Here is a 24,253-nt window from a genome sequence, read left to right on the forward strand (position 1 = left end):
TTTAAAAAGTCGCCCTTGTGGCGACTTTTTTGTTAGCAGGACATATCGGCTACGATCTTCCACTCCCCGTCGATCTTCTTGAAAATGATAATGAAGACCCCATTGGCGTCACCCACAGTCCGCTTTAAATCGTAAGCCCCCATCACCCAGTAGCTTCCTTCATCAATCTTTGAAATGTCCTGAACTGTAAATGTCAATTCTCCCGAATGCTCTGGGGTAGGATATCCCTTTTGGTAGCGCTCAAGGGTTTGCTGCCAGCCCTGGGTGAGACCACTGCTGCCATAGAATTTCAACGAATCACTCTTCCAGTAGCCTTGCATGAATCCTTCAAGATCGTAACTGTTCCAGGCCTTCTCCTGTGTCTTCAATACGGAAAGGATCGCTTTTTTATCATGGGCTTCGTTTTGTGAAACGACGTTCATCGTAGAAATTAAAACAAAAAGTAAGAGTAGTTTTTTCATAGAGGGAACTTTTGCGGTTAATGGGTAATGCGTTTAAAATTAATATTTTCAGCGGAAGGAGAATAGGAAAAATTCAGCTAAATTTACGTAACGCCCAAGGGAAAAACACTAATTAGTTAATCAAAAAACGCTGTATTGAACGATTCCAAAATAAATATTTCCGGTAGCTACGTAATAAAAACACTATTGATTGTAGGGGGTCTTTTAACGCTTTGCTATATAGGAGAAAGTCTTTTGATGCCGCTGTTGGTTGCGGCTATTGTTGCCGTTTTACTTGATAAGCCTACACAAAAATTTAAGCAATGGGGGCTGCCCAACTGGTTGTCCATAACCTTGTCCCTTGTCTTGATGATTATTATTTTTTTTCTACTCTCTTGGCTTATCGGTTCACAAATAAGCAATATTGCCGATGATTGGCCTACCATCAAAGACAAAGCAAGCCTTAAGCTGAACAATCTCTCCGAATGGGCCAACCAACGGTTGAACTGGGACTATCAAAATTATATTGAGAACAACAAGCGTTTGGTACAAAAGGCAGAAGGTCTTGCCAGTTCTTTTTTGTCGAGCGTTATGAACCTACTGTCACAATCGCTTATTGTCTTCGTTTATGTAGTTCTGTTGTTGCTGCAGAAAAATATGTTTATTGATTTTTTTAAGAAACTGTCTTCAAACCCAGCTGCCATGACCTCAATTTTGAAGGGATCTTCAAAGATCATAAGTAGATATCTTCTGGGGAAAGGTAAGATTATGATCTTTCTTTTCGGAATATATTATTTGGGTTTTAGTTTGGGTTCGGTTCCGTACGCTCTGTTTTTAGCAGTTTTTGCAGCGCTCTTTTCTATCATTCCGTATGTTGGAAATATTATAGGCGGAGGTATGGCGGTGATCCTTTCATATCTCTACTCCGGGACAACGCCGGCGCTTATTGTTATCGGCGTGATCTCGGCAGCGCAGCTTATAGAGAATTACGTTCTTACACCCTGGATCATTGGTGATGAAACTAATCTGAACCCCTTTATCACCGTATTCGGGATCATACTTTTTTCGATGCTCTGGGGGATGGTAGGCGCCATTATCGCACTTCCCGTAATTGGAGTCTTAAAGGTTATTTTTGAATATACCAAAGGGATGGAAGCCTATGCATATCTGATAAAGAAAAAAGAATGAATTTTTGACCACTTAGAATTCAAAGTAAGGTACCTATTATTTAAAACGCCAGCATAAAGTCTTCTGCAAAAACAGTCTTTAGTCTGAAAATAAGCTCTTGAGCATTTTCTTTACTGAAAATCATTGGGGGCTTTATTTTCAGCACGTTATGGTCCGGGCCGTCGGTACTCATGAGAATACCCAATGCTTTCATTCTGTTCGTCAAATATGAAGCATGTTCCGGTAACGGTTCTTTTTTTGAATTGGTCAATTCAAAACCTAGAAAGAGCCCTTCGCCCCGTACATCGCCTATGATTGGAAAGTCCTTTTGAAGCGAGAGAAGTTCATTTTTTAAGAAACCGCCTGTTTCCAGAGCGTTTTCCTGTAGTTTTTCTTCTTCGATCACTTCCAGTACTGCGCGACCAATCGCACAGGACACAGGATTACCGCCAAATGTGTTGAAAAACTCCATCCCCGTATCAAACCTGTCTGCTACTTCACGTGTGCAGGCAACTACTGCCAAGGGATGTCCATTGCCGGCCGGTTTGCCCATGGTAACGATATCGGGAAGCACATCGTACAGTTCAAAAGCCCAAAAGGTCTTACCCATCCTTCCAAAACCGGTTTGTACTTCGTCGGCAATACAAATACCGCCTGCTTCCCTTACATACCTGTACACTTTCTGAAAATAATCGTTAGGAGGAACAATCTGGCCGCCGCAACTTATCATAGATTCTCCAATAAAACCTGCAATAAATTTTCCTTCATTCTTTAGCCGGTCGAGGACTGTCTTTGCATACTCGGCGTAACGGACGCCGCAATTAGCTTCGGTATGTTTTCCACGGAAGGGGTCCGGCAAGGGCAAGATGTGCGTGTTTTTGGGTGTTCCGCTTCCGCCTTTTCCATCAAATTTATAAGAACTCACGTCGATAACTGCATTGGTATTTCCGTGATAGCCCACTTCAATTGCGAGCAGGTCTTTCGCGCCTGTGCAGGCTTTGGCCATTCGAATTGCCAGTTCGTTTGCCTCGCTCCCCGAATTGACAAAATGCAATACCGAAAGCTCCTTTGGCAGCTTTTCTAAGAGGGCTTCAGCATATTGAACGATCGCTTCATGCAGATACCGGGTGTTGGTGTTAAGGACAGCCATTTGTCGTTGGCCGGCCGCTACTACTTTCGGATGTTGATGCCCTACGTGATTCACATTGTTGGCCGTGTCCAAATACTTTCGTCCCCAAACATCGATGAGGTATGTACCCTGACCCCGAACAATATGAAGCGGGGAATCGTACGACAGACTCAAACTTCTGCCCAAATGTTCCTTTCTGAAGTGGATAAGGTCTTCTTGAAGGGCAGGATAGCGTGTTACAAGCTCGGGGTCTTTGAACAACAGATTCGGATCCGGACACAACCCTTTCCAAACGGGCAGTTGCGTTTTATAGGTAACCCCCGGAAAGTCATCTGTATAATCCAACACAGAAAGCATGATCTGAAAATGTAAATGGGGTGCCCAGGCTCCGTTCTCTTCGGGATTACCTAGCCAGCCAATACAGTCTCCTTTATTAATGCGATCGCCTTCCTTCCAAAGGGATAAACTGGACTGTGAAAGATGACCGTACAAGGTAAAGAAAGTAAGATCAGGCAGCTCGTGTTTTAATATAATAAGTCCGCCGTATTCCTTGAACCCGGCATCGTTGGTGACCGTAAAGATCTCGCCGTCGAAAAGAGCGTTCACCTGTGTACCCGCCGGGAGCCAAAAATCAATTCCTAAATGTACGGTTCTGCTCTCCGGGCCGCTATTCCCTTCTTTGTCGTAAGAACTCGCCGTGTATAAAGGGCGCGGCTCACAATAACCACCGGCGATCAAAGCGTTGGGATGCTCTTTCTGAAGCTGATCAATGCGATACTGGAACAGGTCCAGATTATTAAATTCTTCTTGACTCCCCATCCAGTTGCTGGACACCTTTAGATCGAGAAGAAATGCTTTTTCTTTTGCTTCGGAAGGGAATAATTCTGAAAATGAAAAGGATTGGGAACTCACCCATGCTTCAAAGCGGGCCAACCCCGGATGCACGGGAAGATCACAACTGCTTCTGAAGCAATAGTAGGTAAATTCTTCAGAGAGGGCATACCATTTTTCCAACAGGTCCCAGGCAGGTTTCTCACTAATTACATGATACAGGTTGCTTGGATCTGCCTCCCCCCGAAGTGACGACTTTGTGACCGAGATCACCAGGCGCATTCCTACCAGGACGTAAAGACATTGCAACTCAGCTTCCGAAAGGGCATAGTATTGATGGTATCCCGCTACAACTTCCATTGCTCCCTGAAGCGGATCCGGAAGTTCCATAATAGCATAGGTGAGTACCACAGCCAGATCGTTCACGGTTTGTGTGTAAACCGCATCGCCAAAATCTATGATTCCCGTGACCTCCGGGTGCTGAAGGTCGTGTGAGACCAGAATGTTATAATCATTGATATCATTATGGACCACACTTTTGGGAAGTGTTGCGTATTTTGATTGCATTGCCAAAAATCGATCCTGAAAATAAGTGACCCACGTCCTTCGATCTTCCGAAAAGCGGTCTACATGTTCTTTGGTCCACCGGGCATTGGCCAAGTTCCAGTCGAATTCTCGATGGGCGGTTGGGTGGTCGAACGTCGCCAAGGCTTGTGTGAGGGATCCGCTGTGAGCTCCCAAACACTTACGCAACATAGGTGTCTTAGGATGTACCGATGCCCACAATCGTCCGCTTACCCAAGTAAACAACCTCACTGCGTGCTGCTCCCACTGTGCGTTTCCTGCCAAGGCGGGAAGCTGTATTTTCATTTCTGTTGCTGAAAGATGCTGCAACAATTGCTCCTGAAAGTCTAAGAATTCGGGTGTGGTTTCGGGCGCAACGATCTTTAAGAGATAGGAAACTCCGCCGGGTGTGACCAATTTAAAATTTTGATCCAGATCACCCGGAAGCGCGGTCGCTTCCGAAGTGATATTGAATAATTTTTCAGCTATTTCCGAAGCCTTTTCAGAAGAAATTGAAGCCATGATATCTACCTGCTTAGGCTCACAATATTACTGAAAAAAGTTGGTCATGCGAAGCTTACAAAACGCCTTTTTGCTTTTTGTAGAACGCATCGGCCTGCAACTGCATGAGCTCGCGTGCTTTTTTGCGTTTGTAATCGTATAGCTCCTGTTCTTCGGCGATATCTGCATAGACGCGGTTGTTCACATCCCTGTCTGTGGTTACCAACACATCGCGTTGTCCTTTTTGCTGGGAAACCCAGGATGTCAAGGCACTTTCCTGTTCTTCCAGTTTAAGGTCGTACGCCCCTTTAGGAGATAATAATTTAGCAATAATGGGTGAGGTCTCTATGGCAAGGAACAAGAGGAATATAAAGAACGATGGAAGCCAAGGAAGCTTGTTAAGAGCATTGACCCGCGCCATAAGGCCGTCAAATCCATCGATCACAGGTTGGGTGTCTGCCACTTTGGTTTGATACTCTGCCGCTAAGGCAGCAATCTGTGCTTCGGTGGCGGTGATCTTTTCGGTATTGGCAGTACGTAAGGCTTGTAAAGCAGCAAGTTCTGCGTCGTGTTTTTCGCGTTTTTCTTTATAAACGGGTCCTTTGCCCAGAATTTCTGTACCGGCGCGTCCTTCGGCTTCTGCGATATAGGTGTCGTACAAAGCGTTCACTTCAGCTTCTTTATCGGTGACCTCTTTCTTTAGTTGATTGATGTCGTTGTTCAGCACTTCAATAGAAGGGGTGTACTGCAGGGCGAGCTGATCTTTATTGGCAAGGGTAAGATCATTCTTCTCTTCCAATAACACCTGATTGATCTCTTTCTCGAAGATCTTAAGCTCTAAGGGTTTTGCAATAACGATGGCTATAATGATCGCCAATGCTATTCGCGGCGTAGCTTGCAAGAACTCATCAAAGAAATTGTCTCGTTTCTTGATGGTCGATACAATAAAACGGTCCAAGTTAAAGATAAGCAAGCCCCATACAAAACCAAATACAATTGCTGTAAGATAGTTGTCGAATACGGTGTAGAGTGCATAGGCTGCCGCAATGGTTGCCATAACGGCTGTAAAAAAAACGGTGGCTCCTATCCCGGCATATTTTGTTTGTTCCCCGGCGGAGCAATCTGATAGGATGTCGGTATCTGCCCCGGAGCAGAAGATAAAAAAGCGTTGTAGCATAGTTGAAAATTTTATTCCCGAATACGTTTCAGGTTGATTGATGAATCTATATAACGGAAATAGTGACAGATTGTTACAAAAAGAAACCCCGAATCTTCGAGGTCTTTATTTTAAGTGTCTTTATGTAGCGAAAATGTTAGCAACCTTCAAAATGTACGACGGGACGCAAGGGGTTGGTGTCATCTACCTTAATCTTATAAATGTTGCTTTTACGTACCAGATCGATCGCCTCGTCCGGGGTGATTTTATGTGGCCCCACGAAGAAATCGGCTCCTTTTTTCGCCATTTTTATAACGTACTCGGCCGGATCTGGTGCAGGCTGCGGTGTATCTGCAGCCGGTGGTGGCGGTGGCGGTGGCGGGATCATGGATTTCTCACCTATTTTTATTTGGGGGGCATCTGGTGCCGGTGGTGGCGGTGGTGGTACATTAGGTCCCATATCGTTGACGCCTGTTTTGATCGCCGGAGCATCCGGGGCGGGAGGCGGTGGCGGGAGATCTGGGAAGGAAACAGCTTTCTCCCGTTGTTTTACGGTCATTTTACCATAGAGGTATTTTAAACGATCGACCTCACTTTTTTTAACATTCATCGACGCTTTGCTCATACTGTTATATTTTTTGGCCAGCGCGTTGTATTCTGAGATCTCTTTGGCCGAGGCCTTTTCTTGTTGTTTGGATGTTACTGCTGTATCTGTTGCTTTTTGAGCAATGACCTCTTGGGAACTAAAACCTAAGACAAGGCATGTTAACAGAGGCACTAGCACGAGACTTTTTAACAAGATCGCTTTTTTTGATGTGTGTGTTTTCATAACTGTGAATCGTTTTTTGATGGATGAATAATGAATGGAATTCGCCAATGAATTTTCTGCGGCATTTGATGAGAATGCCAAAAGGGTATGCTGGTAGTGTGAGGTCTCGATCCCTTGCTGAAGTACGGCTCGGTCTGCAAGAAATTCGTGATTGAGTTTTATGGACCTCTTTATGAGATAAAACAGCGGATTGAACCAGAAGATAATTTGAAGCAGTTCAATTATAAGAATGTCTGCACTGTGTTTCTGAAGAGCGTGCGTTTGTTCGTGCAGCAATACTTCGGAAGGGATCTCTTGTGCCTCAAAACGGGTTCTATTCAGGAAAATATAATTAAAGAAGGTGTGCGGGGTTACGGTCGTTGGTAATAGCACATGGATAAAGTGCTTGTATCGTTGTTTGGGATAGCGTTTAATCTTCAGCAGTAGGGCCCACATGTTTTTGGCGAACCGGAAGCCGAAGAAAAGCAAACCGCCCAAATAGAGTATTTTAAGCAGAAAAACCACATTGATGGAAGGAGTTGTGTCCACAACCAATGGGGTCTCAATTATACCTGTATTACTTACCTGAGTGAGGATTGCCGGCGCTTCCACATATGTAGTGAATGTAATGCCGGGTATCAAAAACGCGATACCAACAGCCGTTAGCAAAAACCATCTTTTAAGCACATGGAAGCTGGTATCTTCCAGAAAGATCTTATAGAAAACATATAAAATGGCAAGGCAGACTGTGGATTTTATAAGATAGAGTTCCATATCATTTCTTTTTAATTTCTGAATCTATAATGGCTTTCAATTGTTCCAGTTCTTCTTTTGAAAGATCCGTCTCCTGGGTGAAGAAAGAGGCAAATTGTGATGCGCTGTCGTTAAAGAAATTCTTTATCAGAGCATTGACGTGTTTAGAGAAATAATCTTTTTTCTTGACCATTGGCACATATTCTCGTGAACGACCTATTTGTGTATAGGTCACAAATTTCTTGTCCTGCATTCGCTTGAGCAGCGTGGCGATGGTAGTGGCAGCGGGCTTGGGATGGTCGTAAGCCGCTATTAGATCCTTGGTACGCGCTTTTTTAAGCCGCCATAGATGGTTCATCACTTCTTCTTCGGCTTTGGATAATTTCATGTTTTATACAGTTTACTCTACAAACATAGAACAAAATTTATTATTCTACAAATGTAGAATTAAATTTGTTTCAATTCTTTAGAATTCGACTTCTTGATTTTTTTGAATGCGCTACCTTTACAAAAAAATAGTATTATGAATATTGAGCGAGTGTTGCAAGAGCGGAGTGGCTCTAAATGTGAGTTATGTGGTGCTGAAGGATCTTTGTTGGTTTACGGAGTTCCGGCTTCCCCAACAGTTGGGGCAGAAGCGAGTATCTTCATTTGCAAGACCTGCCACGATCAGCTTGCAGATGACGCGCATCCCGATCCCAACCATTGGCGTTGTTTAAATGACAGCATGTGGAGCCCTGTCCCTGCCGTACAGGTACAATCCTGGAGGATATTGCATCGCTTAAAATCGGAAGGTTGGCCTCAAGACCTCTTGGATATGATGTATATGGAAGCAGCCGTAAAGGAGTGGGCGGAGGCCGGGAGCGATGGGTCGGACAGCAGCAATTCCGTTGTACATCGTGATAGTAACGGGGCTGTATTGGAAGCCGGTGATAGCGTGGTACTCATAAAGGACCTAAAAGTAAAAGGAAGTAGTTTGGTGGCAAAGCAGGGTACTGCCGTACGCCGCATCTCTTTGGATCCTGATAACGAAAAATATATTGAAGGAAAGGTCGACGGACAACAGATCGTTATCATCACCGATTTTGTTAAAAAAGTCTCATCATGAGGCACTGCAATTGTCGTGTTAGCGATTGAAGAGGCATCCCCTTACGGGTCGCCGGGCCGAAAGGGATATAACGGAAAGCGCGACCCGGCTTGCTACTAGCGAAGCCGGGGAACACCCAAATCCTTATTGGGACATTTCGGTGAAATAATGATAAAATTGAGGAATGGTCTCAATGCCTTTTAGATAGTTCCAAATTCCAAAATGCTCGTTAGGGGAGTGGATGGCGTCACTATCCAAGCCAAATCCCATAAGTATCGTTTTGCTGTTTAGTTCTTTTTCGAACAGCGCTACAATAGGGATACTGCCGCCACTTCGCTGGGGGATGGGTGTTTTTCCAAAGGTTTTTTCGTACGCTTTCTCTGCTGCGCGATAACCAATACTGTCTATGGGTGTCACGTAAGCTTGTCCGCCATGATGGGGTTTTACCGTAACACGAACTCCTTTCGGGGCGATATTCTCGAAATGATCTTTAAAGAGGTTGGTGATCTTTTTCCAATCTTGATCCGGTACAAGCCGCATGCTAATTTTTGCATATGCTTTACTGGCGATCACGGTCTTGGCCCCTTCGCCGGTATACCCGCCCCATATACCGTTTACATCCAGCGTAGGCCGAATGGAGTTGCGCTCGTTGGTGGAATATCCTACTTCTCCGTAAACATCATCAATATCCAGTGCCTTTTTATATTTTTCTATGCTGAATGGTGCTTCGGCCATCTTGGACCGTTCTTCTTCTGAAGCTTCCTGCACTTGGTCGTAGAAGCCCGGAATGGTAATATGGTTATTCTCGTCGTGTAAAGAAGCGATCATTTTGGCAAGTACATTTACAGGATTGGCTACAGCACCTCCGTATAATCCACTATGCAGATCCCGGTTAGGTCCCGTTACCTCTACTTCTACATAACTCAAGCCGCGCAGCCCGGTGGTGATAGAGGGCACATCGTTTGCGATCATCCCGGTATCACTGATCAAGATAACATCATTCGCAAGTTTTTCCCGGTTTCGCTCAACGAACCAACCCAGACTTGCACTTCCCACTTCTTCTTCCCCTTCGATCATGAATTTTACATTGCAGGGAAGTTGCTCGGTGCGTGTCATGAACTCTAAGGCCTTCACGTGCATGTACATTTGTCCTTTATCGTCACAAGCACCTCTTGCAAAGATCGCGCCTTCGGGATGTAGGTCGGTTTTTTTGATGACCGGGTCGAATGGCGGGCTGTGCCAAAGGTCCAGCGGATCGGGTGGTTGTACATCGTAATGACCGTATACGAGAACGGTTGGTAGTTCAGGGTCTATTATCTTCTCGCCGAATACAATAGGATAACCGGGGGTTTCGCAGATCTCGACAGTATCACACCCAGCATTTTGGAGCGCTTCCTTGATCGCTCGGGCTGTTTTGATCACGTCCTGTTTATAGGCAGAGTCGGCACTAATGGAGGGAATCTTAAGCAGTTCCAGCAGTTCGTCCAGAAATCGCTGCTTATGTTCTTCAATGTACGGTTTTGCACTTTTCATAAATTTTTTTTTTGGAAGGATTACGAAGGTACAAAAAGATGTAATTTTGAGGGAAAGATTGTTTGATAATTATAATTCTTGATTATATTTGCACCCCAATACGTTCGCGGGCGTGGTGGAATTGGTAGACACGCCAGACTTAGGATTAAACCAAATAAAAAGTGTTAAATTGCACTTTATGCGGGTGTGGTGGAATTGGTAGACACGTCAGACTTAGGATCTGATGCCGCAAGGTGTGGGGGTTCGAGTCCCTTCACCCGCACATAAGCCGAAGAGAAATCTTCGGCTTTTTTTTATTAAAAAAAGTAAGCGAAAAAATGAACAGGTACAACATAGGTACAACATTTTGTCTTTTTTTGGATGCTAATAAGAAATGACATCATTTGTGATTTTTAGATATTAATTGCTATGAAAAAGTCTTTTCTTTAAAAAAGTCTAGTGATTTTTATCATTCCATTCAAGGATTTACAGCTTTAAATTATTTTGCTTTTATCCCAAAAAAAGTATGAATAGGGACAAACTCTTGACCTCAGACTTCTGCTTCCATTAGAGAAAAGTATTGAAATTAAAAGCATTGGTAAGAAGTTTTTTTATTATACAATAATTCCGAAAGTTAAACTCGTAAAATACTTCCATCAAAAGACTACGGCATAAAGCCATCGCTTTTTCCCTTGCATATTTATTCCGTTTCCTTTTGAGCCAAGATTTTACCTTCCGTTTGGTTTCTGCTCAAATATTGTTTAATCAAAAAATTGAGTATTATGACAACAAAAGCGAGTACCACAAAGAAGCGCAGTAGAACGAAATCTACTGCCAAGAAAGAAGTAAACGGAAAGAAATCATCCGTACTTCAAATTCAGAACTTACCGTTGGGCAACATTAAGCCTGACCCAGAACAACCAAGAAAGACTTTTAACGAGGATGCATTACAGCAACTTTCTGCGAGTATCGAAAATCACGGTGTATTGCAGCCAATCACGGTAAGGCAACTAAATGGTCATTATGTCATCGTGATGGGCGAACGCAGATATCGGGCAAGCAAGCTGGCAGGAAAAAAGACCATACCCTGTATTGTGAGGACTTATGAGAACAATGATGTACTTGAAGTTCAAATCATCGAAAATCTACAAAGACGGGATGTAGAACCTACCGAAGAAGCTGAGGCAATTGCTTATCTAAGTGAAAAGTATGTACCTGCCGAAATTGCAAAGCAATTGGGCAGAACGGACAACTTTGTAAGACAACGCCTAAAATTGGCAGGTTTGATAGAAGGTTTCAAACACTTTGTTCGCAATGGCGAAATGACCATTTCATTGGGTGTAGGTGTCGCACTTTTTACACCAGAAGAACAACAAATGATGTTGGAAACGATGGGCGAGGATTTTAGTGCCCATCAAATCAACAGGATGATTAAAGACCAGACCTATGACTTGGAAAAAGCATCTTTTGATGTAATAGATAAGAAGTTGGTGCCGAAAGCAGGGTCTTGTGTAGAATGTCCGTTCAATGCGGCCAATCAAGGCAATCTGTTCGGCGAGGGTAAAATGGTCTGTACAAAATCAGCTTGTTTTGAAACGAAGAAAACGAAGTCATTCTTGAACCTGATTGAAAAATCGAAAAAAGAGAATATTCTACTGATTCCTGAAATACGACAGTATTGGGTAGATGACGAAAATAATCAGCTCATTATTTCACATTTGGAAAAAAATGGATTGAAGGTCTATCTTCTCGATGATGTTGAACTAATCGAAGAACCTACCAAGCCGACAATAGAGGCCATCAAAATAGAATATCAACATTACGATTATTCCGAAGATGAACTGAAGGCAGAATTGAAAGAAGCGATTCAGAATTACGAAGAAAAGTTGAAAAATTACAATTTAGCAGCGGACAATGGATTTGTAAATGGTATCGTATTCCATCCTGAGACATACCAGAACAAGGAAGTGTTTGTCAAGATAATTGAGAAATCAATAGATGAATCCACGGAATATTCAGCACCATTGACCAATAGGAAAATGGCCGATTGTACGCCCGAAGAACAAATCGTGAAAATTAACGAAAGGGAAATCCGTAAGAAGCACATCGAGAACAACAAGCATTTTGAAGAAGTTGTTCAGATGATTCGTGAGACCGAATACATCAATACAAAGAAAACACTTTCGACAGACGAAATGGTGGCATTCTCAATATCGCTTTTTGAAAATAATGTGGACTATATGAGCCAACAAAAGTACTTCTCAAAGTTCTTGGGCGACACGTCCAAGATGACCAAAATTGAAATGGTTGAGAATTTCAAGAAGAAATTCAAAAAGGAAGTCTTTCATAAGTTGATACGCTATATGATTACAAAACAAGTGCATTTTGGCGAAAGCAATCACGTTAATAACCTGACGAACATTTCATTCTACAATGCAATGCAAGGATATTACAAATCAAAGATTGCCGACATCGAGAAGGAATATGCCCAAAAACAAGACAAGCGTGAAGCACGTTTGAAAGAGCGCATCACAGTTCTTGAAAAGCAAATTCAGGAACTCAACGATTAGCTTTTGTTGTTTGAAGAAGGGTCGGCATTCGTGCTGGCCCTTCTTCTTTTTTTATGATAGTACCTAAAAAATGTATTTATCAAGAAGGGATTATCAATCAATAGTTTGGGCAAAAATTACTGCTAAATCTAAATTGAACGAAAAGTCAATGGGACTTGAAATTCAGAACCTATCCATTGGCAAAATCAAGCCAGACACGGGACAGCTTAGAAAACGTTCAATGAAAAGTTATTGAACCAGCTTTCTTAAAGCATTCAAAAGTACGGTGTGCTGCAACCGATAATGGTACGGGAATCCGGAAAGGATTTTATCATCGTGATGGGTGAACGCAGATAAAGAGCAAGTAAGTTGGCTGGAAAAAAGACCATAACCTTTATCGTGAGAACTTATAAGAACAATGATGTTTTGGAAGTTAAAATCATCAAAAACTTACAAAGATAGGATATTGAATCTACAGAAGAAGTCGAAGCAATCGCTTACCTGAGTGAGAAATACGCACTAGCTGATATCTCAAAATGTTTGGGAAGAACGGACAACTTTATCACACAACACTTGAAATTAGCAGATTTGATAGAAGGCTTCAAGGAATTTATTCTTAGTGGCAAAATGACCATTTCATTGGGTGTAGGTGTTGCGCTCTTTGCAGTAGAAGAACAACGAATGACTTCGGCAACATCACGAAAATTAAGTTGACACAACCAGAAAGTACTGAAGAGAGATGTTGGATTATTCTGAAAATTATGGCTTTTTGAAGAAGCAAATTATCACAAATGAGGGAAACTGCTCAAAGTTAAAAACTAAACTTTCGAGTGAATAAAAAAACCTTTATTCAAATAACGACAACATTAAATATTGAAATTTTAAATGCCAACATTTAAAAATTTCTGATTCAACACAGATCACTCAAAAAAAAGATTTAGAATTTTTTTATTAGGAAGAGTGTTAAGGATCAACTAAAATTAATCCTTCAAAATGCTAAATTTTAGCAGATTTTCTCTACTTTTAAAAAAGTTTAAATACTCATTAGAGACTAAGTCCACAGTTTTAAAAATTTAAACAAGCAGATTATTACTTAAACTATGAAATTATCAATACCAAACACTGTTTTTTGTACGCTATTTATAGGTATAGCAATTTCACTCTCAAGCTATGCGCAGCAGGAATCGTTCTATGCGACACTTAGTTTGGATGATGCTAAAGCACTTCAAAAAGAGCTTCCAGAATCCATAGAATTTTTAAATACAACGGATTTAGAGGCGGCTGTCCTTATGACTGAAGAAGCTGGACACGCCTTGCACAAGCGTATATTAGTACACGGTCCAGGTTACATCCGAAAGCCTTCAGCAGAAAAAGCAATTGCTGATATCACCACAAAACCAATTGGTGAAAGTCTTCAGAAAGATAACACCAACACCTATACAATTACCCAAGATGATTTGGTTACGCAAGCTTTAAATGAAGTGGATGCCCAAGAAATTGAAACGCACATTTTGGAATTACAGGCTTATGGTACACGCAACCATACGCAACCACAAGGCGTGCAAGCTGCCCAAGATTTAAAAACAAAATGGGAATCATTGGCGGCAACCTACAATCGCAATGATGTGAGTGTACGTTTATTCAATCATTCGGCGACTTCAATGCCATCAGTTATTATGACGATTGAAGGTACTGACTTTCCTAATGAGTATGTGATCACAGGAGGGCATTTAGACACCACGTCCAGCAACACGGCAAATGCGCCTGGCGCTGATGATGATGCTTCAGGAATTGCCACTATTACTGAAGCAGCACGTGTGCTTTTTGAATTAGATTTCAGACCAAAACGTACCATCGAGATTATGGCCTATGCTGCGGAAGAAATCGGGTTGGTAGGTTCCGCAGAAATCGCGCAGACTTATAATACAAATAATAAGAATGTTGTAGGAGTCACCCAGTTTGATATGACCAACTTCAATGGTTCGACAAATGATGTTTACTTCATAAACGATAATACAGATGCTACGCTCAATAGTTTTATGATGAGTTTGTTGGATCATTACAACGGCTCTGGTACGCACGCCATAACCTACAGTGTTTCAGCTTGTAATTATGGCTGTTCCGACCACGCCAGTTGGCACGCGGAAGGTTTTCCAGCTTCTTTTCCATTTGAGGCGTCCTTCTCTGATGCCAATCCCAATATCCATACGGCCAATGATATATTCGCGGTTTCAGGTTCAGCCAATCACGCCACTAAATTTGCAAAACTCTGCACGGAGTACTTAATTGAAGTGGCAAAGTCCGATAATGCGCTAAGTGTAGGTGAGAACTTAGAAAACGTAGTATCGATTAGTGTTGCTAATAAAAAGTTAAGTTATAGCCTAAATTCTGAAACAATTGTAAATAGCATTAAAATTTTTGATTTATCAGGACGCGAATTGATTGACAATTTAGACGTTGCACAACAAGGTGCCATATCCTTGAACGGTCTTTCTTCTGGTGTTCACGTGGTCGTTTTTACGATTGATGGAAAAGGCGTGACGAGTCAGAAGTTTGTAGTGGAATAACCTACTACTTAAAAATAACAAGTTTAAAATCCTATCGAATATGATGGGATTTTGCAGGCGGAAACTTCAATCATTGCTTGCTCTATGGTAAAAGTAAACCACCCAATGAAATGATTCCGAAGTATATTTTGAGGGCGTAGTAGCTCAAGGTATCTTAGCCTCTACATCAATATTGAGTTTGTTGCATTATTTAATTATCATTACAAAATTCTTGGGCACAATCCCAAATTTCAGCTTTCCCTTCCGTTAACCCTTTCCTCGTGGCTGGAAAGGTAAGCCTGTCCTGAGCACTTCGACTATGCTCAGCACAAGCTCTGTCGAAAGGCTGTATTCTAAGCCAAAGTTTGGGATTAGCCCACTTAAGACATCGAAGCCTTTTAAAGTGCTGTAAACCATATAAAACCTAAGGATGACAGCCAGATGACACCAAGATGTCGCCATAAAAACAAGTATATATCCATACTTTTGTGGAAGATATTTCGAGTATATGGAAAGACAACCAATAGGTAAAAAATTAGTTTATCAAAGAAAATCAAAGGGTTTTACACAAGGTAGACTGGCAGACAAATCCAAAGTGACAAAAAGAACCATTCAGCGCATTGAAGGTGGCGAGGTCGAGCCACAATTACAGACCGTTACAATGCTGGCCGAAGCTATGCAAATAGAAGTGGATGACCTGCTTGTATTGGACAATTCCAATGAGGAATCCATACAGAACAAGTGGCTTTTGTTTATGCACGGTTCACCCTTGTTGGGCTTTGTTTTTCCGTTTTCGGTACTGTTCCCTCTTTTTCTCTGGTTGCATAAACGGGAAGACAATGGCATTTATAACGCACACGGTATGAAGGTTATCAACTTTCAACTGACAATGACGCTGGCCTATATTGCCGCCTTTATATCATTATTGACCATAGAGGGATGGGGCTTTTTGTTTTTTATTCTCATTGTGCCCATCAATATCCTTATAATCGTTTACAATATCTTTCGAGCGGTAACTTCGAGAATATGCTTTTATCCATTGTCCATTCCCTTTTTAAGAAACAAGCAAAATAGAACCAAGTCTATTTTATCCCTTGTTTTTTTAATCAGTGTCTTAACAACGGGATGTTCAGAAAAGACCGAAAAATCTCTGTATGACCGATTTACAGATTATGAAGGTCACTATGAATATATGAATGGTAAGGAAATTCAAATGGTCGCTTCGGAAATGGATACTACGCTGTATGCCATTTTGGATAACGCCAAGTATCCTATGACCTATATTGAAACCGATGTTTTCAGGGATGTTCAGGACAGCTTGGTCGTTTTTACACGTTCCGACTCGGAAGTCGATGGATATCGTGTGGAAGGGCAGGATTTCAAACTCATTACGAAGGATTTTGATAGAATGGAAATGTTTCCAAGAAAGGAACTGTTTCACAATCCAGATGGTTATACCTATCATCCGCCACACAAAAAACAAGATGGTCTTGAAACAGGAAACTTAAGGAATGAATTCGGGAATCCCGATTTGATTGTTGATATGGTGAAGGAAACGATAAAGGGCAACTATCCTGATGTACACAGCATCTTGATTTACAAGAACGACAAATTGGTTCTGGAAGAATATTTCTATGGTTATGATGCTGATAAGCCTCACCAATTACGTTCTGCCACCAAAGCCTTCATTGGTGGTATTGTGGGCATTGCTGTGGACCAAGGATTTATAAAGAGTGAACAAGACAAGCTGTTACCCTATTTCACGTCCAAATATCCTGAAATAGACAATTTGGATGACAGAAAGAAAGCGATTACTATTGAAAACTTTTTGACCTACCGACACGGTTTGGATTGTGAGAATAACAACCCTGAGAGTAAAGGCAATGAAACAATAATGATGCAAAGCAAGGATTGGGTAGAGCACACACTCGACTTGCCTATGGTTTCAGAACCGGGTCAATCGTCATCCTATTGTTCGGGCTGCCCGTTGACCTTGGCCAGTCTAGTCGAATTGGCAACCGATATGGAAATAGAAGCTTTTGCGAAAGCAAACTTGTTTGATCCAATGGGCATTTCAAATTACGAATGGACATTTGAACCGAATCAGAAAAGTATGACCACGTTCAGTCAAATGTATATCATACCAAGGGATTTGGTAAGACTTGCCAAAACGTACAAGGACGGTGGCATATTTAACGGTAAGCAGATACTTCGTGAAAGTTGGGTCAACAAGACCTTTACTATGGAAAATGGTGATTACGGCTATTTGTGGGAACACAAATATATTGTGGTAGATGGCAAACAGTACAATTCCTATATGGCTTCCGGGAACGGCGGGCAAAAAATAAACATCTGGCCAGAACTTGATATGATTACGGTTTTTACCGGCGGAAACTACAATTCGTACCTGCTGTACGGTAAGAGTACGCCACCCAATGAAATGATACCAAAGTATATTTTAAATGCACTGTAAACCAGTTTTAATTTTTCTTGTAACATTTTTCAACTTCGTCTTGTCCAAATAATGTGAGCGCTCAAAAAAACAAATTATTCACATTAATTTTTTTCAAGATGATTCAATCAAAACCAATAATAAAACAAGGATTTATCCTATCGCTACTGGTATTATTTTTTTCAAGCTGCTGTGCCCAGTCGAACCAAAAAACAATTAAAGCGGTTGACGGTACAACGGTTTCGGCGTCCAATTTGGATAAGAAAATAGACAGCATTGTTCAGGCAGTCGAAATGCCCGGGCTATCCATCGCAATCATCAACGATTCGCAACTGGTGTATCATAATACCTTTGGCGTTACCGACACCAAAACCAAAGAACCTGTTAATGGCCAGACCATTTTTGAAGGGGCTTCCCTGAGCAAGCCCATTTTTGCCTATTTCACAATGAGAATGGTCGAACAGGGAATACTCGACCTTGACAGGCCGCTCTATGAGTATCTGCCGCATCCAGGAATAGCGGAAAACTCAAAAGAAGCGTATAAAACGATAACGGCCAGAATGGTGCTGTCGCATCGCACGGGTTTTCCCAACCACTCAAATGGCGAACCCGTCGAACTTGCCTTCACACCAGGGACTAATTTTATGTATTCAGGTGAGGCTTTTCAGTACTTGGCAGCGGTCATTGGAAAACTGAATGGGATAGGCTTCAAAAGCGACCTGAACGACCTATTTCAAAAGGAAGTGACAGAGCCGCTCAATATGCCCAACAGCACTTTCGTATGGGATGATTATTTGGCCGACCACAAGGCCTTCGGTCACGATGATAAAGGTAAGCCCACCCAAAACAACCCGTCCTATGGCGGATGGAACGGCAAAACCTTCAATGCCTATTCCAGTTTGCACAGCGAAGCAAGGGAATATGCCCAGTTTTTGATAGCCCTACTTCAACAAAAAGGATTAAAAAGTGAAACCTTTGTACAAATGTTCAAAGAACATTCCCGCTTTAAGGACCACAATTCCTTAAAGCAACAAATAGGACAAACGGGTTGGGGCTTGGGAATGGCGCAAAAACCTACGGAATACGGAATGATGCATATGCACACGGGAAACAACCACGATTTTCAATCCTATATGATGGTGTTGCCCGAAAAAAAATTCGGAATCGTTTTCTTTACAAACAGCGACAAGGCCATTCCATTTATCCAAGGACTCAATTCGATAATCGGCCCTGTATTTTAAATCTAAAAAACAACACAATGAATACAACAACACAAGAAGTGATTTTCGGGATAGCTTTTTTTGTCCTTATTGTCACAGTAATTTTTATCATTGCCCGCTATACCTATTTAATACGCAAGGCAATGGCCGAAAACGGACTGCAAGCACCAAAAACCATCACAAAAAGCAGGCTAATGCATTTTGGCGGGATTTTAATAGGTCTCGGCTTAGGGCTTATGGTTTCTTCGGTTTTTACATTGATGGAACTTAGTGAGGACACCGCGGACTTGCTAATTTGGGGTACCATCGTACTATTTGGTGGTTTCGGGCTTATTGTCGCACATCTTTTGGAAGAAAAGTTTGGGCGATAAGGCAATAGATAAAGATATTGAACTTATTTACAGGGTGCGGGACGGCGATTCAGAAGCTTTCCGCACTTTGGTGGATTTATATAAGGACAAATCATTATCACTGGCCGTTTCGATTGTGAAAAATGAAACCTTGGCTGAAGATATCCTTCAGGATGTGTTTATCAAGGTATATAAGAAAATAGCAACCTTTAAATTCAAATCAAAATTTTCAACGTGGCTGTACAGGATAGTCGTCAATACTTGTTACAATGAATTGAAAAAACAGAAGTATACCGTTGCTATAGAAGAAAGTGAAACGGTATTGCCTGAAACTGTGAATTCAAGTCAAGAACAACCTTTAAGAATTAAAGACCAAAAAAAGTACATAAAAAAAGCGATGCAAAAATTAAAAACTGATGAGGTCCTTTTATTGCGGCTTTTTTACCTGTGTGAGATGAGTCTTAAGGAAATTGAATCGATTTCTGGATTTAGCGCATCAAAAATCAGGGTTGATTTACATCGAGGACGAAAAAATTTGGAACAGCAACTTAAACAACTATTGGGCAACGAAATACACAGTTTGTTATGAAAGAGAAAAATATCAAGAAAACCATTCAAAAAAGCGAACTGAAAACCAAAACTGGTTTTACGGACGATTTAATGTCTGCAATTGAAAATGAACAAATAAAAGAAAAACCCATCAAGTTTTGGTCTGTTGGTCGAATAATAATTGGTTTTATATTGTTTACGGTCGTTTCAGGGTTTATAGTTTATAATATTTCTTTTTTGCTTTTGCCGAATGGTGGTGTTTCCGTTCCATTTGTATGGTCTTTAATTTTGCTTTTGGGATTGAGTTATATCTTATCTATGAATAAGTATAAATCATCATATAGCTCTGAATATTAAACGCTTTAAAAAATGATTTTGTAATTCTAAGTAACAAACACCACCTTAAATCGTCGTAATTATAAATTTAAAAATTATGACGCAAACCGAAGTCAAAGCCCCAAGCAGAACAAAAATCTTAATAGTTTTCATCCTGACAATAATAATAGGATATGCGCTTTTCATAGTACCAGATATATTCTTTGGTGTCACAAAAATAAATGGTGGAAAGATTGGAATAAACCTATTCATTATGGCATTGTTTCAGTTTTTGGCTATCACACTTTTGCTTCATACCTCGTTAAAAATTCTTAAGAAAGATTGGAAGTATATTGGACTTAAATTTGAGGATTTAAAAAGAGATTCTTTATTTGGGTTATTATTCGGTGCATTGTGGACGTCGATTCAATTTGCATTGATTATACCGAATACAGGTGGCGGGAATCGAGCAGATGTAAGCGGTATGCTAAATATGTATGATGGCACTGTTCTCGGAACAGTCTCATTCATAGCTTTAGGTGTAATCGGGGGTGGAATAACCGAGGAACTTTTCAACAGGGGTTATTTTATAAACATCTTAAAGAACATTTTTAAAAACCCTAAGATTGGACTCTGGGTATCCGCAATATTATCGATTATTATTTTTTCTTTCGGTCATATGCCTACAAATAGTCTGGAATGGTTTGATATTTTAGTCCCAACCATTATTTACACCTTGTTATTCATTTCGACTAAAAGATTGACAGCGTCCATTGTAGCACACGGATTTTACAATATGTCTGCCATTTTACTGACTTATTATATCTATTATCGATAATAAGGGAAATTACTTGCGCTAAAGACTAATATAGATTAATGTAAGCCGCTCACATTCCCCTACCTGCCCGTTTCGCAGGCGGGCATTTCGCGAAAAGCTACGCTTTAGAAAAAGAACTTTACTACATATTTCTTAGGCACAATCCCCAATTTCAGCTTTGCATTTCGTTAACTTTTCACGATTCTTTGGAAGGAACAGTTCACTTCGACTATGCTCGGCACAGGCATTCCCGAGCTAAAATTATGAATTAAGTCCGCTTAAAAAAAGAGTTTAATTATCATACAATATGCACGCAAGGTAAACTCGTAAAATACACCCATCAAAAGACTACGGCATAAAGCCATTGCGCTCATCCCTCTTCTCATTTATTCCGTTTCCTTTTGAGCTGAGATTTTAACTTCCGTTTGGGTACTGCTCAAATATTGTTTAATCAAAATATATCATTATGAAACGAGTATCTGAAAAACCTAAAATTTCGCCACAAAAGGCTGAAATACATTATCAATCGAGTAAAGAAAATTATAACATCGAAGGTGCGGAAAGCCACTTGGCTTATTACAGAGAAAAGCATCTAATCTATTATGCGGTGTTATTAAAAAATGTTTAATCTAAAATTCAAAAGCTATGTATTTACAAAATTTGCAACAGGATGAAATCTTCGTTCCATCAGAAATGAAATCCTTAAAAAGTCTGACACAGATGGAATCCCGACGAGGGCTCGAAAACGTCATCATCTCAAATGGCAAAATCGTTAACGTGGTATCTAACAGTTATGGCCACATTCCAAATCAATTGTTCTTCAGAAAAGCTGAGGAAATGCTAACCGATGCTCAGTTGAACTTTCACAAGCGCACCATCAACAAAAATGACCGGTCGTTCATTACCGATTTTATAATCGATGACAAAAGCCAGTTTACGGTTAAGAATGATAAGGACTTGATACTACCAATGCTTCGGTTCAAGAACTCGTATGATGGTAGCGAAAAGACCTCTGGCCATTTTGGGTTTTATAGAGAAGTGTGTTCAAACGGTCTGCACGTTTCACAGGCTGAAATTGAGTTTTCCATCAAACACAGTAAAAACAACACTCATCTTATAATGCCAAGGTTGAACAATCTATTCGACAAGTTTCTGGATAATGAATTCTATACCATTACCAAGAAATTTGATAAGATGAAGGAATTTAAAATCATCGACACACAGGAATTTGTAAAAGCAGTTCTCGATAAGACTAAGCTCTTTAGATACGAATGTAGCGATAAGAACAGTGACCCTTCAAAAAAGTCTCGTGAAGTCATCGAGATATTGAACTACGAAGCCTTGTTGCTTAATGAAGAGCCTAATCTCTGGTTGGGGTACAACGCCTTCAATGCAGTATTGCATAATACTTTGAAGAAAAGCTTCGGCCAACAAGAACGGTTGGATAAAAAGCTGTTTGATGAAGTCTATGCTATGGCATAAATTAAATTAAGGTTTGTCCAGTACCTTAAACTGGATTTTTCTACTCACGTAAAATTGTATAATTTCAAATATTTACCACTTTATTTATATAGTGGCAATAATTAGTTTTCAAATATTCGCCACTTTTTTGTATTTTTGGCAAAGTTTTGATATAAAGGTTATGCCAAAGATTGTAGAAAATAAACTTATAGAAGCATTTAAGGAACGTGATTCTTTTGATAGGGACGAACTATTTCAGTTCTATCTGGACTTTGAACCAGATTTGAAGGAAAGTACCTTTAGTTGGCGAATTTATGACCTGAAGAAAAAGGACATCATCAAGACTATTGGTCGTGGTGTTTATGTTATATCCTATAAACCAAAGTATAAACCGGTACTGTCTGAAAACGTTCTAAAAATAGTACGAAAGACCAATGAAAGGTTTGAAGAAATCCAATATGCTATATGGGAAAACCAATGGCTCAATGAATTCACACAGCATCAAGTGTCCAACCAAATGATTGTTGTGGAAGTAGAGAAGGAATTTACCGAATCAGTCTATTACTATCTAAATGATTCCTTGAAAATGAATTTTTTCTTGAATCCCGATGACAAGGAAATTGAGTTCTACATTTCCGAGAGTGCTGTTCCTGTGGTCATAAAGCGTCTTGTTACAAGAGCACCCATAAATAAGTTGAAAAACAAAAAAATTGCAGTTCCCGTCGCCTCACTTGAAAAAATAATGGTGGATTTGTTTGCAGATGAAAACCTGTTCCATTTTTACCAAGGCTCTGAACTCATAAACATTTATGAAAAGATACTTGAGCGATACAATATTAATTTCACAAAACTTTTCAGTTATGCAAAAAGACGAAAGAAAGAACTGGAAATCAAGCAATTTATGAATAATCACATACCGAATATTTTAGAGGACATCATCAATGATTGAAAACAAAAGCTTCACAAAAGAATGGTTGGATACTTTCCGAGCAAAAAAAGAACATAAGGGCATTAATGTGACCATTTTGGAAAAAATGGTTCACGCCTTTTCTTTGTTAGAACATCTAAAGATAGAAGGACTTGATTTTGTCTTTAAAGGCGGTACGTCGCTTGTTCTTTTACTTGAAGCGGGCAATCGGTTTTCAATCGATATCGATATCATATCAAGTATAGAGCGTGAACCGTTGGAAAAAATTCTTGATGCGGTTGTTGCCAATTCACATTTTAAAAGTCACACTTTGAATGAACGCCGAAGTTATAAAGAAGGCGTTCCAAAGGCACATTATACTTTTGAATTTGATTCGGTTTACAACCCAAACGTTCCTGGGACCATTCTGTTGGATATACTTTTTGACAGTCCACATTATCCAGAACTTATAGAATCTTCCGTTGAGATTCCTTGGCTATCGGTTGACGAGCCTATCATATCAATTGCCACACCTTCGGTAAATTCCATCTGTGGCGATAAGCTTACTGCTTTTGCACCAGAGACCATCGGTATTCCATATTATAAGGGCGACCAGTTATTTACAATGGAAATCTGTAAGCAGTTGTTCGATTTAGGAAAGTTGTTTGAAAACATTACAGATATGTCTATTGTTAAGGATAGTTTTTCAGCTTTCGCGAAAGCAGAACTATCCTATCGTAGTTCCGATAAAGATTTCGGCAAAAGAAACCTCAAAGAAACAGATGTGCTTTGGGATAGCATAAACACCTGTGCCATCATCGCCAAAAGAGAACGCAATCCAACCAAGGAAACAAAAAAGAAGTTCGAGGATATAAACCTTGGCATACGCAGTTTTGGAAGTGCTTTTCTTATGACGGGTAATTTCAGAATCGAGGAAGCTCTTGCAGCTTCGGCCAGAGTAGCTTATTTGAATGCCATCTTGTTACAAGATGAGATAAAAGAAATCGAATATTACGAAGGGAAAAACATAAGCGAATTTACCATTGAAAAAGCAGAATGGGCATTTTTGAATAGATTGAAGCGACAACCGGATAAGTCCATATTTTATTATTGGTATAAGGCGGTGGAACTATTGTAAA

22 protein-coding genes and 1 tRNA gene are annotated in these 24,253 nt (G+C 40.6%); 17 read left to right on the top strand and 6 right to left on the bottom strand.

Annotated elements, in window-relative coordinates; genetic code table 11:
- Positions 1 to 32: 32 nt before the first annotated feature.
- The gene (locus JS40_RS10935; protein WP_034260515.1) at positions 33 to 461 is read right to left on the bottom strand and encodes a YybH family protein; all 429 of its coding nucleotides are present in this window, start codon (positions 459 to 461) and stop codon (positions 33 to 35) included.
- Between the two features lie 135 nt (positions 462 to 596).
- Between JS40_RS10935 and JS40_RS10940 the strand changes: the two genes are divergently transcribed.
- On the top strand, positions 597 to 1,628 hold the full coding sequence (locus JS40_RS10940) for an AI-2E family transporter (RefSeq protein ID WP_034260517.1): 1,032 nt from the start codon (positions 597 to 599) through the stop codon (positions 1,626 to 1,628).
- A gap of 40 nt (positions 1,629 to 1,668) precedes the next feature.
- Here JS40_RS10940 and JS40_RS10945 read toward each other — a convergent pair whose 3' ends face one another.
- The 4 genes from JS40_RS10945 to JS40_RS10960 form a co-directional block, all read right to left on the bottom strand.
- Positions 1,669 to 4,653, bottom strand: coding sequence for an aminotransferase class III-fold pyridoxal phosphate-dependent enzyme (locus JS40_RS10945; protein ID WP_034260519.1), 2,985 nt, complete (start codon positions 4,651 to 4,653; stop codon positions 1,669 to 1,671).
- 55 nt (positions 4,654 to 4,708) lie between these two features.
- A complete protein-coding gene (locus tag JS40_RS10950) occupies positions 4,709 to 5,809 on the bottom strand; it encodes a DUF4407 domain-containing protein (protein ID WP_034260521.1) in 1,101 nt (366 codons plus the stop codon).
- Positions 5,810 to 5,945: 136 nt separating this feature from the next.
- Positions 5,946 to 7,370, bottom strand: coding sequence for a M56 family metallopeptidase (locus JS40_RS10955; protein WP_034260523.1), 1,425 nt, complete (start codon positions 7,368 to 7,370; stop codon positions 5,946 to 5,948).
- 1 nt (position 7,371) lies between these two features.
- Positions 7,372 to 7,737 carry a BlaI/MecI/CopY family transcriptional regulator gene (locus JS40_RS10960; protein WP_034260525.1) on the bottom strand — a complete coding sequence of 122 codons (366 nt, stop codon included), beginning with the start codon at positions 7,735 to 7,737 and terminating at the stop codon, positions 7,372 to 7,374.
- 135 nt (positions 7,738 to 7,872) lie between these two features.
- Here JS40_RS10960 and JS40_RS10965 point away from each other — a divergent pair, with 135 nt between their 5' ends.
- On the top strand, positions 7,873 to 8,457 hold the full coding sequence (locus JS40_RS10965; RefSeq protein ID WP_034260527.1) for a PhnA domain-containing protein: 585 nt from the start codon (positions 7,873 to 7,875) through the stop codon (positions 8,455 to 8,457).
- A 123-nt stretch (positions 8,458 to 8,580) separates the two neighbouring features.
- On the opposite strand, the gene JS40_RS10970 is transcribed toward JS40_RS10965, so the two are convergent.
- Positions 8,581 to 9,969: a dipeptidase gene (locus JS40_RS10970; protein ID WP_034260529.1), complete on the bottom strand. Its 1,389-nt coding sequence runs from the start codon at positions 9,967 to 9,969 to the stop codon at positions 8,581 to 8,583.
- A 180-nt stretch (positions 9,970 to 10,149) separates the two neighbouring features.
- On the opposite strand from JS40_RS10970, the gene JS40_RS10975 reads away from it, so the two are divergent.
- From JS40_RS10975 to JS40_RS11035, 15 genes are all read left to right on the top strand, one after another.
- Positions 10,150 to 10,231, top strand: a tRNA-Leu gene (locus JS40_RS10975).
- 499 nt (positions 10,232 to 10,730) lie between these two features.
- Positions 10,731 to 12,518: a ParB/RepB/Spo0J family partition protein gene (locus tag JS40_RS10980; RefSeq protein WP_034260531.1), complete on the top strand. Its 1,788-nt coding sequence runs from the start codon at positions 10,731 to 10,733 to the stop codon at positions 12,516 to 12,518.
- A 282-nt stretch (positions 12,519 to 12,800) separates the two neighbouring features.
- Positions 12,801 to 12,854: a hypothetical protein gene (locus JS40_RS15590; RefSeq protein ID WP_233273977.1), complete on the top strand. Its 54-nt coding sequence runs from the start codon at positions 12,801 to 12,803 to the stop codon at positions 12,852 to 12,854.
- Positions 12,855 to 13,070: 216 nt separating this feature from the next.
- The gene (locus tag JS40_RS15595; protein ID WP_233273963.1) at positions 13,071 to 13,211 is read left to right on the top strand and encodes a hypothetical protein; all 141 of its coding nucleotides are present in this window, start codon (positions 13,071 to 13,073) and stop codon (positions 13,209 to 13,211) included.
- A 386-nt stretch (positions 13,212 to 13,597) separates the two neighbouring features.
- Entirely contained in the window at positions 13,598 to 15,064 is a 1,467-nt protein-coding gene (locus JS40_RS10985) for a M20/M25/M40 family metallo-hydrolase (protein ID WP_051957567.1), read from the top strand.
- A 487-nt stretch (positions 15,065 to 15,551) separates the two neighbouring features.
- Entirely contained in the window at positions 15,552 to 17,516 is a 1,965-nt protein-coding gene (locus JS40_RS10995; RefSeq protein ID WP_084677488.1) for a serine hydrolase, read from the top strand.
- Positions 17,517 to 17,614: 98 nt separating this feature from the next.
- The gene (locus JS40_RS11000; protein ID WP_084677489.1) at positions 17,615 to 18,736 is read left to right on the top strand and encodes a serine hydrolase domain-containing protein; all 1,122 of its coding nucleotides are present in this window, start codon (positions 17,615 to 17,617) and stop codon (positions 18,734 to 18,736) included.
- 17 nt (positions 18,737 to 18,753) lie between these two features.
- Positions 18,754 to 19,086, top strand: coding sequence for a DUF6249 domain-containing protein (locus JS40_RS11005; protein WP_051957568.1), 333 nt, complete (start codon positions 18,754 to 18,756; stop codon positions 19,084 to 19,086).
- Positions 19,076 to 19,654, top strand: a complete 579-nt coding sequence (locus JS40_RS11010; protein WP_051957569.1) for an RNA polymerase sigma factor — start codon at positions 19,076 to 19,078, stop codon at positions 19,652 to 19,654. The genes JS40_RS11005 and JS40_RS11010 overlap by 11 nt, the downstream gene beginning before the upstream one ends.
- Positions 19,651 to 19,971: a hypothetical protein gene (locus JS40_RS11015; protein WP_034260533.1), complete on the top strand. Its 321-nt coding sequence runs from the start codon at positions 19,651 to 19,653 to the stop codon at positions 19,969 to 19,971. The genes JS40_RS11010 and JS40_RS11015 overlap by 4 nt, the downstream gene beginning before the upstream one ends.
- A gap of 76 nt (positions 19,972 to 20,047) precedes the next feature.
- Positions 20,048 to 20,767: a CPBP family intramembrane glutamic endopeptidase gene (locus JS40_RS11020; RefSeq protein WP_034260535.1), complete on the top strand. Its 720-nt coding sequence runs from the start codon at positions 20,048 to 20,050 to the stop codon at positions 20,765 to 20,767.
- Positions 20,768 to 21,212: 445 nt separating this feature from the next.
- Positions 21,213 to 21,374 carry a hypothetical protein gene (locus JS40_RS15485; protein WP_160172970.1) on the top strand — a complete coding sequence of 54 codons (162 nt, stop codon included), beginning with the start codon at positions 21,213 to 21,215 and terminating at the stop codon, positions 21,372 to 21,374.
- A 17-nt stretch (positions 21,375 to 21,391) separates the two neighbouring features.
- Complete coding sequence (locus JS40_RS11025) at positions 21,392 to 22,228, top strand: DUF932 domain-containing protein (protein ID WP_034260537.1); 837 nt, start codon at positions 21,392 to 21,394, stop codon at positions 22,226 to 22,228.
- Between the two features lie 160 nt (positions 22,229 to 22,388).
- The gene (locus tag JS40_RS11030) at positions 22,389 to 23,156 is read left to right on the top strand and encodes a DUF6577 family protein (RefSeq protein WP_034260539.1); all 768 of its coding nucleotides are present in this window, start codon (positions 22,389 to 22,391) and stop codon (positions 23,154 to 23,156) included.
- On the top strand, positions 23,149 to 24,252 hold the full coding sequence (locus JS40_RS11035) for a nucleotidyl transferase AbiEii/AbiGii toxin family protein (RefSeq protein ID WP_034260541.1): 1,104 nt from the start codon (positions 23,149 to 23,151) through the stop codon (positions 24,250 to 24,252). Before JS40_RS11030 ends, JS40_RS11035 begins: the two co-directional genes overlap by 8 nt.
- Position 24,253: the final 1 nt, after the last annotated feature.

Source organism: Altibacter lentus, assembly GCF_000746845.1.
Taxonomy (GTDB): Bacteria; Bacteroidota; Bacteroidia; order Flavobacteriales; family Flavobacteriaceae; genus Altibacter; species Altibacter lentus.